The organism is Rubinisphaera margarita, assembly GCF_022267515.1.
Classification (GTDB): Bacteria; Planctomycetota; Planctomycetia; order Planctomycetales; family Planctomycetaceae; genus Rubinisphaera; species Rubinisphaera margarita.
Genome location: NZ_JAKFGB010000012.1, coordinates 689,148 through 701,535 on the forward strand (window position 1 = coordinate 689,148; position 12,388 = coordinate 701,535).

A 12,388-nucleotide genomic window follows, 5' to 3' on the forward strand; every position below is an offset into this window, starting at 1 on the left:
ATATGAGCCACCAATCTCCCAACTGGAAGTTTTCTCGCCGACGTTTTCTCCGCGCTTCCGGCGTTTCGCTCGCTTTACCGTTGCTGGAGTCGTTTCAGCCACGCTCCGTACGGGCGGCCGGAAGTCCGGAAAAGGAGACGCCGCGACGGATGGTTTGTATTTGCACCAACATGGGCATGATCCCCGATTACTTCTGGCCTGAAGGGACGGGGAAAAATTATCAGCCCAGCGAGTACTTGTCCCTAATTGACGACTACCGAAATGACTTCACCATCTTTTCCGGCGTCTCCCATCCGGATGTCGATGGTGGGCATCACGCGGAAGTCAGCTATCTTACGGCTGCCCCTCACCCGTCAGCCGGGGGCTTTAAAAATACAATTTCTTTGGACCAATACGCTGCAGAGCGAGTTGGTATTCGTACCCGATTTCCGTTCCTCGCATTAAATGTGGGGGCGGAAAACGCAACCTTGTCGTGGACTGCTTCCGGCGTTCGAATTCCAGCCGAGCAGAGCCCTTCTGAAGTCTTCAAACGGCTGTTTGTTCAAGGCAGTAAGTCCGAGATTGACGCCCAGGTCCAGCGACTGCGCGATGGTCGCAGCGTTCTCGACGTTTTGACAGATAGAGCCAAACGTTTGGAGAAAGGGTTGCCTGCCTACGATCGCCAGAAAGTTCAACAGTACTTCCAAAGTGTTCGCGAATTGGAGCAGCGATTCGTGAAAGAGGAGCAATGGGAGTATCGTCCCAAGCCGGTGGTCAACTCCGCCCCCCCTGTTGATGTCGATGATCGAGCAGAGCTGATTGTCAGAACTGAACTCATGCATCAAATGGTCAAGCTGGCACTGGAGACGGATTCCACTCGGATTGTGACGTTGGTCATCGATCAGAACGCCAATCCCAAGGTAAACCTACCGGGCGTTAACGAAGGACACCACAGCCTGACCCATCACGGCCAACGGAAAAACTCAGTTGAACAGCTGAAAATCATTGAAGCGGCGCAGATGCAGACCTTCGGCGAATTCCTGAAGGTCCTCAAAAGTGTTCAAGAAGGAGATGAAACACTGCTGGATCGAACAATGGTGCTTTACGGCAGCAATCTTGGTAACGCCAACAGCCACGACAACAAAAACATGCCCATGATTCTGGCCGGCGGCGGTTTCCGGCATGGTCAACACTTGAGCTTCGATCGTCAGCACAATAAGCCGTTGCCGAACCTGTTCGTCAGTATGCTGCAACGGCTGGGTATCGAGACGGATCGCTTCGCGAGCAGTACCGGAACCATGAGTGGATTGGAGTTCGCGTGATCAGTTTCAAATTCCTCATCGCTGCCGGCCTGTTTGTCGCTTTCGCGACCTCTGATGTGTTCGCTGCGGAAGTCGCAACGCTCAAGGAACTTGTCGCGGCAATCCGCGATGGGCAAGAGGGCGATACGGTCGAGGTCACCGCTGGAATTTATCGGCTACAGGAACCGTTGGAACTAAAGAGTGGCATGACTCTACGCGGGGCGGGAGCCGACAAGACAGTCATCACGCATGCGGACGACTGGAAGCCGTCCACAAAGACGCTGCCTGATCCAGAGATGACGACCAAAGGAATGGACACCTACGCCTACCTGATTCGATTGGCCAACAGGGCATCGGGGGTGACTATTTCTGACCTGACGCTAAAGGGACCCCAATTGCACGGTGCTGTGTTCGGATTCGAGAACGAAGACTTGCATCTGCACGACTTGAGAATTCGAGACTTCCTCTGGTCCGGAATTCGAACGTTCGCAATGAAGAGAGCGAAGATTCACGACTGCGATTTCGTCGACGCCGGTGGACGTTGGCAGCGTGGCGGTACTCCAGGTGTAAAGGGTGGGATCACTGGCGGCGCAATCTTTGCGATTTGGATGAAGGAGAGCGAAATCGCCCACAACCGTTTCCGTCGCACACAAATGGAGAAGGAGAACGAGTTCTACGGCATCAAGTGTCGGCAGGGGAAGCAGTCTCGAATTCATCACAACACAATCGAGGTCAACTTTTCGATCGAAATGCCGTTCGAAAACGATGAGGATGTCGAGATCGATCACAATATCTGCCATGGAACAATCTCGATCCCGAAGCATGCCGGCGGACCAGTTCCCGAAAGTAACCGGACGTTTCATATCCATCACAACTACATGCGGCACAGCTATTCGATCGAGTTTGTCCGCAACGGCGTGGAGATTGACCACAACCTCTTTGACTTCGATACGAAGCAGGATGTTGGCAATCTCATCTCAGGTTTCGGCAAGGCTCCGGCTAAGGGGCCGGCTTCCTTTCATAATAATCTCGTCAGCAACCCCGGACGTGGTGTGATCTGGATCAATGAGCCTTACAACAGGCTCGTGGTCCGAAACAATCACATTGTGACACGAACCACCGCAACACCTCGCAAAGAAGGACTGTTCGGATTCAGTCCTGACTGCGACTTCTCCACCATTGCGATTCGAAACAATTTCATTGAGTGCAAAGGACAGCCCCGACCACTCATGCGAAACGACGAAAGCTACGGCGCCACAATCCAGAATAATCGCCTGGAAAATGTCTCAGACACAGATCGCTACGAAAATCTTCCCACCGATGCTCAGATCGGATTGGAAACGCCCCTTTTCTTTCAGTGTGGTGTCCATGAAGAACTGACAGTCAACGGTTGGGAGACCGGCAGAACTGTGCAAGATGTCGAGCAAGAATGACCTCGACAACGAGAGCCATTGTAAGACGCGACAACCGAAGTTCGGACGATGAGAACACCTCAGAGAAGCAGGCATCACGACACCAGATATATACGAAGTTTCCATGACGCAATTGCCAGATAGAAAAATGGTCCCTTTTCTTTCGTTGCTCTTGTTCGTAATGATCACGAACCATTCTGAATTGGATGCGGAAGAGCCTGCGGAGTTCTTTCGTGTCGAGCAAATCGATGGCGAGTGGAAGCTGCTTAATCCGAGCGGCGAGCCGTTCTATATGCGGGGCGTCAATCATTATGGTGATGGTTCGGGAATGCCCTGGAACCTGATCGAGACGCATGGATCTGTGGAGAACTGGCGGAAGTCCCTGAGAGACCGAAATATCCTTTGGGGATTCAACTACCTGCCTCCATCGATTGGTCCGACGGCCATTGATCCGGCGACCGTTGCGAAGCCTCATGGACACCATAATCTCATCAAGCGAACTCCCGAATGGTCGGCTGAACAATATGCCGAATTGGATTTCCCTTTCACGATTTTCCTGGAGTACCCGCGTCAATATATGTCGGGAAGCAATCTGCCGGATGTGTTTTCGAAGGAGTTTGAACAGGGCATTGAGGAACGTTGTCGCGCGGTTTGTAAGCCTTTAAAAAACAATCGGAATCTGATCGGCTACCACTACACGCAGAACCCGCCGTGGCATCCGCAGGCGAAAAGCTTTGATTTGTGGATCGATGACATCACAAAGTCGGGTATGGCTGGTCGAACGGCTTGGATTGCATTGATGCGTCAAATCTATGGATCAACCGACCGTTGGTCCGCAGTTTACGGCATTCCAATCGACTCTTGGAGCGAGATTGAAACGTTGGAAAACCCTCTTCGTGGCTACGTCAACGAGCGAAAGCACCTGGCGGATCGAGAAGCGTTTATGCAGCGTATCTGCGAGCGCTGGTATAAAGTCCATCGCGACGCCATCCGCCGCTACGACCCCAGTCACCTGATCCTTGGTGACCGCAATACACTGCATCTTCAACCGCTGCCAGAGTACGCGATCCGAGTCATGAAGCCTTACGTTGACGTCTTGTCGGTCAATGTCATGGGGCCACCACAGATCGCATATGAAGTTCTGGAGGATGCGACGCGTGTCTGGGACGGCCCGATCCATCTGGCGGATACGGGAGCGGGCATCTACAGCGGCGGCGTGCCGAAATCGACTTATCAGGCTCGTGACCTGGCAGAGTTTGAAAAGGTCTACGCCGGCATGATGCAGATGGGCGTCGAGCATCCACAGATCATCGGATTCGGTTGGTGCGGATTCTATGAAACGCCGCATCCCGGCGGACGCGCCGGTTTGGTCGATGTCGCCACCGGTGAGCCGCTGCGGGATCGACTACACGTGGTCCAGCGTTGGAACGAATGGATAAAGATCGAATACCAAGGAAAGTGACCGGTTGAGGCTCTCTCAAAATTCCTGCATGCAAGAACATTCCTGATCTGACTGACAACAACGTAACCATATACGGAGCATTTAATGGCACGCTGGCCCGGCCTCTCGCAATTTGAATTAACTGACAATGTGGCGATAGTCACAGGCGGTTCGAAGGGGCTTGGTCAAGCGATGGCCGCCGGACTGGCGTCTGCCGGCGCGAGCGTCTTGTTGGTCAGTCGCAATGAAGCAGAAGCTCAAGCGGCAGCCAGCACGATCGCGGGGGAGTATCCCGTGAAAGCGTTGGGGATTGCTGCCGACGTGACATCGGAAGACGAAGTCAAACGCATGGTGCAGCACGCTCAGTCCGAGTTCGGGCGGATCGACACGTTGATTAATAGCGCCGGGATCAATATTCGTGGGCCGATCGATGAGTTGTCTCTGGACGAGTTTCGACACGTCCAGCAGGTGAACGTGGATGCGATGTGGCTGTGTGCGAAACATGTTATTCCCGTCATGAAAAAGCGTCACTACGGCCGCATCATTAACATGGCCAGCACATTGGGATTGGTCGGCTTGGCAAATCGCACACCCTATGCGACCAGCAAGGGCGCTGTCGTCAACCTCACCCGGGCACTCGGTCTGGAACTCGCCCTGGACAGAATCACGGTCAACGCCATCTGCCCCGGACCATTCCTGACTTCCATGAATGTGCCGATTTCCGAAAGCGAAGAAGCCAGACAGTTCATCGTCGGTGCAACAGCAATGCAGCGATGGGGTGAACTCAATGAGATTCAAGGAGCCGCGATATTCCTCGCCAGTCCGGCATCAAGTTATGTAACCGGCAGCATGTTGACAGTTGACGGAGGCTGGACCGCACGCTGAGCGAATAAATCGCAAGCTCACTGTCACAAATTGAACCACACTCGGACCTCCTCCATGAACGATCAATTGTTTATCAATCGTCGTGCAGCACTCCGCCAACTCGGAGCCATCGCCGCGTGCGCAACAGTCACGTCGGCGTACGCAGGAGCTTCGGCCGAGTCGGCCATGCGGACCGGCATGGGGCTGGTCATTTACGACTGCACTCTCCGTCGCAGTTGGATGCGTCAGCAAGAGCCGGACTTCGATCTGTTCAACCCGCTGAACTTTCTGAAGCATTGTCACTCGCTCGGTGCGGGAGGCATGCAGGCGGACCTTGGAGTGCTGAAGCCTGGCGATGTCGATGAACTCAGGAAGTTCGCTGGACAGCATGGGCTATTCATCGATGCCATTGTAAAGCCACCGAAGGATGAGGCTGACCTTGGACGATTCGAGGCGGAAATAAGGACGGCTCGAGAAGTTGGGGTTCAGGCGGCAAGAACGACCATTATTCCAGGCAGGCGATACGAACGATTCAAGACACTTGAGGAGTTTCGTGAGTTTGAAAAACGTGGCCGAGAGATGCTCGAACGGGCTGCGCCGGTCGTCGAGAAGCATCGGGTCCCGTTCGCGGTCGAGAACCACAAAGATCAGCGGATCGACGAGCGGATTGCTTTGTTCAAGCATCTGGATAGTGAATTCATCGGAGCCTGTGTTGATACCGGGAACAGCTTTGCACTGCTCGAAGGAGCCTATGAACCGATCGAAGCTCTCGCCCCATACACCTTCACCGTGCATCTGAAAGATCAGGCACTCAGGTCCTACTCAGATGGGTTTCTGCTGGGCGACATCCCTCTCGGTCAGGGCAGCTTCGACCTGAAGAGAATGGTGGCAACAATCAGGGAGATGAAGCCCGGTGTTCGCTTCGCATTGGAATTGATTACACGTGACCCGCTCAAAGTTCCCTGCCTGACGGATGGCTACTATTCGACGATGCCCGCTTCGCAAGCCATCGATCTGGCCCGCACGATGCGGTTTGTGCGAGACCATTCATCCGGGCATCTTCAACAGGTCAGCACGTTGCCATTGAATAAGCAGGTGGACCTTGAAGATGCCAACGTGAAGGCCAGCATTCGGTATGCGGGCGAGGAGTTACAGCTGTGAATCAATCGGCAATCTCTCGACGTACATTTCTCGGCACAACAGCCTCGCTGACAGCATCGGGTTGGTCATCGTTAATTCGAGGCGACAGCCCGGTGGATCGCATCCGCATTGGAGTGATTGGGACAGGAGTTCGAGGGAAATACTTAATCGGCAATCTTCCCCAGTCGGTACGTGTCACTGCCATCTGCGACTGCGCGAACTCAAGAATTGCTGACACACTCCAACCGAAGAACGACTTCGCCGAAGTCCTCAGCGGCTTTCGCGACAATGACGCGACACATTGCAGGACGTATCGGGATTACAGACGCATGCTCGATCAGGAGCACCTCGATGCCGTCATTATTGCGACCCCCGATCACCACCACGTGCAGGCTGCCATGCTCGCACTGCAGGCAGGACTGGACGTCTATCTGGAAAAGCCGCTTTCGTTGACGATTCGCGAAGGCCGTTTGTTGACCGACATGGTGAAGAAGACCGGGCGCGTTCTACAGGTTGGTAGCCAACAGCGAACGATGGAAATGAATCGCTTCGCCTGCGAATTTATTCGTGACGGCGGACTCGGAACAATCAAACGTGTTGACAGTCCTAATTATCCAGGCCCGATCGCGGTATCTGCCTTCCCCTCCGAACCAGTCTCCGATGGTCTCGATTGGCGACTGTTTCTAGGCCCTTGTCCCGCGCGTTCCCACAATCGCAAGTTGTGGGTCAAGGATGAATTCAAGGTCGGTGACTTGTTATGGCGTGGCTGGGATCTGTTCCGAGATTACTCGGGCCATCTGATGACCAACTGGGGCGCCCATAATATTGATATGATCCAGTACGCGTTAGGGATGGATGAGAGCGGACCGACCGAGGTCGCACCGCTTAACTCGGACACGATTGGTGAACAGGTACTCTCCATTGATGAAACTGCTTTGGAACGGGACTGGAAAGACAAGTGGCGTAATAAGACACCGCGACCGCAAGGCAGATTCAGCGATGCTGGTCGTTTTCGTCCCGTTACCATGAAGTATTCCGGCGGTACTGTGTTGAACTTCGTGCCAGGCGTTTCAACGGCCACTTTCTACGGTGAACGCGGGACAATGAAGATCAGTCGTAACAAGTTCGTCACCGACCCCGCCGACTTAACTACTGATGGTCCCGATGCGGCAATAGCGGAAAGATGGAACGGTAGCGGTTTCGTAGCTCGTCCACATCTTCAAAACTGGACCGACTGCATTAAATCTCGCAAGACGCCTAATGCACCAGTGGAAGTCGGCCACCGCAGTGCCACCGTGTGTCATCTTGCGAACATCGTCCGAGAACTCAATCGTCCGCTACAGTGGAATCCAGCAGATGAACATTTCGCGGGCGATGACGAAGCGAACAAACTGCTCGATCGCCCACGTTGCAAGGGATACGAGTTGCCCACTTGAGACTCTTGCAAGACGTGTGCCGGACGCTCTCTTGCAAACCTATGAAACCATGTAGTCACCATGACGCACACAGGCACGGGCAATCGCCCTGGTCTGACGGTGACGCTGCTGTGGCTGATGACGAACCGGATGTGTTTATTTATGGCGGTGGATGATTTCAGCTCGTGGATTTCATGAGCGGGCATCCGAATGCGAAGATGCCGCGCATGGATGCGTTGGCGACTCGGGGCATCGTGTCTTTGAATACACATTTTCAGACTCCGATCTGCGACCCTTCTCGTGCTGGTGTGATGACCTGTGTCCGTCTACGACTGGTATCTACCGCTGATTGTGCAATCGCCAGGAGTGCCATGAGTCGCCGGCGCGGATTCGTTTCATCGAAGGTCTGCTCGTACCTTTTCTAGTGGGATTTTTGCGGCGACAAGCGAAGAATGTCGTTCATACAAGTCCGTACTGTTCTTCCAGCCATGAGACGGCCGTATCGAGCAGATTGGTCGGGACTTTCGTGTAATGCTTGTCAGAAAGTTTCTCGGGAGCGTGTCCAAGGAACAAGTCCTCCAAGCTTTGAAACCGTTCGCTGTCCCGAAGCAGGCTTGCTGAGGTTTTCTTAAACGACTTGAGGGGCTTGGTAATCTCCAGGCGATTCCGGAGTCGGTCGAACGCATTCTTGATGTTGTCGGTCTTCTTGAGTTTACCGTTCTCTTCCAGCGTCTCGGTCAACAGCGGTGCGCCATTCACGTTGACGAGTACCCGCCCTTCTTCGTTCTTCGATCGTTCCTGTTGCAGCAGCCGAAACGTTGCGTTCCACAGGAGATAACTCACTTTCGGGACATTGTCGAATTGTGAAGTCTTCGATCGCTTTCGAATAATCCGCCCTTCAATCCAGTCCACTTCAGTCGTCTGCAGATCCGAGATATCTTTCTGTGTCATCCCACAATTGAGCATCAGAAGGATGTAGAGTTTCGTCCGATCGGTAGCAGTGTTGAGCAGAGTTGAGATCTCTTCAAGAGTGAATACGACGACCGCTGGAGGATTGACGTTGATCCGCAATGGGCCAGCTTTACCGTCAAGCACACGCGGTAGAGTCGAGATTATCTCGGTTTGCCAGAGCCAGCGCATGAACGCCTTCAAGGTTTTCAAATAATGATTCGCTGTTGTCCGCGTCCAGCCTTTCTGGGAAACGTTGTCGAGCAGATGGCTCTGGTACTTCAGCAGCAAACTTCCGTCAATTTCTGACACGGAAGTATCTTTTCCGGCCCAGTCCTGGAAGTAAGTAAGATGCAGACGCACTGAGTAAGCACGGCCAACGCTCAGTTGCCCTGAATCCGCCTGCTGTTGTTTTTGGCGGGAGTAGGCATTACTTTGACACTCAAGCGAGTCGTCGCCCAGGGCAGTTCGCCTGTGCTGTTGTTTGAGTCGATCGCTCCAAACTTCCTTGCTCACTTGTAAGGGATCGGTGTACCAGCTGTTAACGACGTCGATTGGTTCTTGAGATGGAAACGGCGATGAGAACTTGAATTTTAAGTTCCCGGCAGCCAAGTCGTCCTTCGCCCGTTGTAACTGATCGTCTGCAATCTCAATTGTCGGCAACGTGAACTGATCAGCGAACCAGTCGTCGTTTTTGAGCGGCTTTAAGACCGGAGCCGCGATGCGAGTCTTAAGCGAATCAAGTTTCTCGTACGCACGAGCGGCCATCTGCTGATCGCCGTGACGATTGGACCAGGCCAAAACCTGCTCCCACTCATCGATCGCCCGTTCAAAATCTTGCAGGTGCTTTCGTGGTTGCTCTCGGTCAACGCGAAACTTGATCTCTTCCCATTCTTTGATTGCCGCCTTGTAAGCCTCCTGATCGTACTTACCGCGGCCGCTGTTGAAATAGTAGATCCTTCCTTTGTATTTCTTCCTCCAACGGCCATCTCGACCGTTTGAGCCGGCTTGCCAAGTGAGTTGGAATTTTCGCGGCATGCCATTTCCCCCCAATTCGGAGATACCTTCGGTGATACCTTTTTGTCGACATTTGGTACGAAAATGGTATCTCGGCGCCTACGTAAGTCAATTAAAAATAGTAACTTAGGAATTCGGGGCGGGTTCTGGGGGTCAAGAAGTCGCAGGTTCAAATCCTGTCATCCCGACTCTCTTTTAGACAAAGCCCACCGCCGTTTTCGGCGGTGGGCTTTTTGCTTGGAATGACAGCGTTTGTTGCCTGTCAAACAGAGTTCAACCGGCGTCCAGTTACCAGAGGGTGACGGACCAACGTTGCTGCAAGTCACACTGTCTGCACTCAGCTTCGCTCGGTTCAAATCGTCTGTCACGGCTGAAATCTGAGCTTCGGTCTACTAAGCTGACCGAAGCACCGGTATGCAACACCGAGGGAACAGGCAATGAAGCTCCACAAGTACAACATTACGGCTTTTGCAATCATTGGACTGCTGTCGTCTTATCTGATCTCTAAATCGGGTCTGCAGATCTATTTCAGCGTCCCACTTGCGTTGGTACTTGCATTTGCACTGGTGGCGATAGCGAACAAGCTGGCCGCTGGTGCCAAAGACGATACGGGAGCAAGTGATTCCGACTGAGCAGTATGATTTGCGACGATGCCACCGTCTACGGCGTTCCGAACCGCCAGTTCACCGGACTGGCCGACTCTCCGTATGGCGATCATGCGCCGTTACAAGTTTGTCCAGCTTCTGATAAAGAGGCGCGATTGCGCGTATGATTGGATAAGCTTTCCAGAGGTTCTGTTTTCGAGTTCGGACGACAATCATGCGTGTCGTAAACTCAGTGCCATCTTGGTCGGACACGGTGACATCAACATAGCTGTGTTGTTTATGGGCACCGAACGCCTTGTTCCAGTACGGCCTGATTAAATCAGAATCGATCTTGACAGCTGAAGAAACCTGCTGGATGGTCACACGTGTATGTTGTAGTAGCTCGTGAGCAGTCACCACGCTGCCATCATAGCGAAACGTGGTGTCTCTAACGAATGAGACGTAATGGTTGACGATATCATTCGATGTATCTCCGCCACCACCGCCTTCGGGGCGTGATTCCGAAAACATTTCAAAGTCACGCTGAACCAGCGCACGAATCATGTCGCAAGCGGCGCCTTCCGGCGAATCGGCTCCGGTGGGCAACCCATCGCTACGATTGAGAGATCGTCCATCGTCGGCGATGACGTCGCAACGGACAGTTCCCGCAGTCAACAGCAGGACGAAGGAGAATGCTAGTTGGAGTTTTATGGACATAGGATCCATCTTGTCTTTTCTAAATAACGACCGCCGGAGCCGGACGGAGACGCAAGATTGTCCATTTCAATTCCGTCAGCCTTCGCCGCTCCGGTGCATGGGACAGTTACCCGACGGTTTCTGCCTCATTGTCCGCTGACTGTACGTGATCGACAATCGACGTTCCATCTGGCGAGCCACTCCATGATAGCCCCGTCGATCTTCACGGCCAGAATGTCGCGCCCCACGGCCCTTAAGCAAGTTCGCCGATCGAGCCTGAATGCTTGCGACAATAGGCATTGTTTCGAGAAACACAGCCATGCAAAACGCGTCGACGCGATCCTCACGTCATTTCTCAACGACAAGCCATGGTCTGGGTTCATCGCAGGGAGTATTTACCTATTACCTGTAGGCAGAAAACCTATTTCTTAACCTGCAGAAGCAAAATGCTGTAAGTTCCATCGTATCAATCTGTTGGCACGGGGGCACTCGTTTTCCGGCGTGATAGGCCGTCCCTGCCTGGCGCTACTCAGGTTGACGGTTCAATCCGTCGGCCGGACTGCGGATACCGCGCAACCTCGGTTCAGGACGTGCGTGTAGAACAATGGAGACAGTCTGCGTTAGCTGTAGTCAGTGTCTCGTGGCGGGACCTGGCATCTAGTGCTGGCGGTCCTATTCCACGGCAATGGGAACATCGTACGTCACCGGCTCCGCTCCGGCGGGGACGATTCGAAAGCGAATCATGACGTTCTTGGCACCAGCAGGAATCATCAGTCCCCCTTGAGCGTAGTGGGCGGGTTCTTCCGGGGTCTCCGGTTCGTAAACGGTCGGGACTTCAGCGGCGATCACGGACTTGTCTTCCCCATTAATCAGGGCGTTGAAGACTTTCGCATCGGCAACCGGCTGGCCGTCACGGGTGATGGCGACCGCGGGTTCGACTTCTTCACCGGCGTGCAGATGTTGCCCGTGATGACCGAGCAGAATTGTCATCCCGGCATGAGTCTCAGGCTCACCTTCCCAGACAAGGGCGTCGTCGACCCCGTGGGAGTGGCCGTGCCCATGACCGTGGGCTTCTTCTGCGAAGTTTCCGGCGTAGGGAGTTCCTTCGACCTCGGCGCTGATCGTGCCAGCAAATTCCCGCACAATGCCGAGGCTCTCGTGTTTGCCCGTGAAGCGAGACGCTTTACCGTCCGTCTCACCATTCAATGGAGCCGGTTCGAGTGTAACCTGGAACGCTGGATCCTTGATGTTTAGTAGAACGCTCTCAGCGGCAACCGGCACCGGCGTTTTCTGGTCTTCCCCAAGCACATAGACCGTAGCCGACTTCTCGTCATGATCGACGGTGAATTCCACGTGATAGGTTCCCCCGCCCCAGTCCGCGACTGTTCCGCCGTGCGGTCCTTCCCCGTGACTGTGCCCGCCTTCTGCCTCCTCGTGCGGATGGCCGTGATCTTCTTCAGAGCTTGAGGTCGTGGGATTCGTGGCCGGCTTTTCACAGCCTACGAAACATATTGTGCCGAGCAGCAATGTCAACGATGTTGTGTAGGTGATCAGTTTCATTTTCAGTACCTTTTCTGAAGGTAAGATACCC

General features: G+C 53.8%; 10 protein-coding genes. 7 read left to right on the forward strand and 3 right to left on the reverse strand.

Annotated features, from left to right (window positions below; genetic code table 11):
- The first annotated feature begins 2 nt into the window (after positions 1-2).
- From L1A08_RS11135 to L1A08_RS11160, 6 genes are all read left to right on the forward strand, one after another.
- Complete coding sequence (locus L1A08_RS11135; protein WP_238756471.1) at positions 3-1,301, forward strand: DUF1552 domain-containing protein; 1,299 nt, start codon at positions 3-5, stop codon at positions 1,299-1,301.
- Complete coding sequence (locus tag L1A08_RS11140; protein ID WP_238756472.1) at positions 1,298-2,713, forward strand: right-handed parallel beta-helix repeat-containing protein; 1,416 nt, start codon at positions 1,298-1,300, stop codon at positions 2,711-2,713. The genes L1A08_RS11135 and L1A08_RS11140 overlap by 4 nt, the downstream gene beginning before the upstream one ends.
- A gap of 103 nt (positions 2,714-2,816) precedes the next feature.
- Positions 2,817-4,154 carry a hypothetical protein gene (locus L1A08_RS11145; RefSeq protein WP_238756473.1) on the forward strand — a complete coding sequence of 446 codons (1,338 nt, stop codon included), beginning with the start codon at positions 2,817-2,819 and terminating at the stop codon, positions 4,152-4,154.
- An 84-nt stretch (positions 4,155-4,238) separates the two neighbouring features.
- Positions 4,239-5,018, forward strand: coding sequence for an SDR family NAD(P)-dependent oxidoreductase (locus L1A08_RS11150; RefSeq protein ID WP_238756474.1), 780 nt, complete (start codon positions 4,239-4,241; stop codon positions 5,016-5,018).
- Positions 5,019-5,072: 54 nt separating this feature from the next.
- Positions 5,073-6,158: a sugar phosphate isomerase/epimerase family protein gene (locus tag L1A08_RS11155; RefSeq protein WP_238756475.1), complete on the forward strand. Its 1,086-nt coding sequence runs from the start codon at positions 5,073-5,075 to the stop codon at positions 6,156-6,158.
- On the forward strand, positions 6,155-7,573 hold the full coding sequence (locus L1A08_RS11160) for a Gfo/Idh/MocA family protein (RefSeq protein ID WP_238756476.1): 1,419 nt from the start codon (positions 6,155-6,157) through the stop codon (positions 7,571-7,573). Before L1A08_RS11155 ends, L1A08_RS11160 begins: the two co-directional genes overlap by 4 nt.
- Before the next feature lie 438 nt (positions 7,574-8,011).
- Here the strand turns inward: L1A08_RS11160 and L1A08_RS11165 are convergent, their stop codons facing one another.
- Positions 8,012-9,538 carry a tyrosine-type recombinase/integrase gene (locus tag L1A08_RS11165; RefSeq protein ID WP_238756477.1) on the reverse strand — a complete coding sequence of 509 codons (1,527 nt, stop codon included), beginning with the start codon at positions 9,536-9,538 and terminating at the stop codon, positions 8,012-8,014.
- 416 nt (positions 9,539-9,954) lie between these two features.
- Here L1A08_RS11165 and L1A08_RS11170 point away from each other — a divergent pair, with 416 nt between their 5' ends.
- Positions 9,955-10,149 (forward strand): hypothetical protein, encoded by a 195-nt coding sequence (locus tag L1A08_RS11170; protein WP_238756478.1) that lies wholly within the window; start codon positions 9,955-9,957, stop codon positions 10,147-10,149.
- A 51-nt stretch (positions 10,150-10,200) separates the two neighbouring features.
- Here the strand turns inward: L1A08_RS11170 and L1A08_RS11175 are convergent, their stop codons facing one another.
- Together L1A08_RS11175 and L1A08_RS11180 are read right to left on the reverse strand one after the other, a co-directional pair.
- Positions 10,201-10,827, reverse strand: coding sequence for a hypothetical protein (locus L1A08_RS11175; RefSeq protein WP_238756479.1), 627 nt, complete (start codon positions 10,825-10,827; stop codon positions 10,201-10,203).
- Positions 10,828-11,469: 642 nt separating this feature from the next.
- Complete coding sequence (locus L1A08_RS11180) at positions 11,470-12,357, reverse strand: hypothetical protein (RefSeq protein WP_238756480.1); 888 nt, start codon at positions 12,355-12,357, stop codon at positions 11,470-11,472.
- Positions 12,358-12,388: the final 31 nt, after the last annotated feature.

Bases quoted from the DNA above. Each gene is read 5' to 3' on its own strand.
- L1A08_RS11175 (WP_238756479.1), bottom strand. From the start codon at position 10,827: ATGGATCCTATGTCCATAAAACTCCAACTAGCATTCTCCTTCGTCCTG.
- L1A08_RS11150 (WP_238756474.1), top strand. From the start codon at position 4,239: ATGGCACGCTGGCCCGGCCTCTCGCAATTTGAATTAACTGACAATGTG.
- L1A08_RS11135 (WP_238756471.1), top strand. From the start codon at position 3: ATGAGCCACCAATCTCCCAACTGGAAGTTTTCTCGCCGACGTTTTCTC.
- L1A08_RS11170 (WP_238756478.1), top strand. From the start codon at position 9,955: ATGAAGCTCCACAAGTACAACATTACGGCTTTTGCAATCATTGGACTG.
- L1A08_RS11155 (WP_238756475.1), top strand. From the start codon at position 5,073: ATGAACGATCAATTGTTTATCAATCGTCGTGCAGCACTCCGCCAACTC.
- L1A08_RS11145 (WP_238756473.1), top strand. From the start codon at position 2,817: ATGACGCAATTGCCAGATAGAAAAATGGTCCCTTTTCTTTCGTTGCTC.
- L1A08_RS11165 (WP_238756477.1), bottom strand. From the start codon at position 9,538: ATGCCGCGAAAATTCCAACTCACTTGGCAAGCCGGCTCAAACGGTCGA.
- L1A08_RS11180 (WP_238756480.1), bottom strand. From the start codon at position 12,357: ATGAAACTGATCACCTACACAACATCGTTGACATTGCTGCTCGGCACA.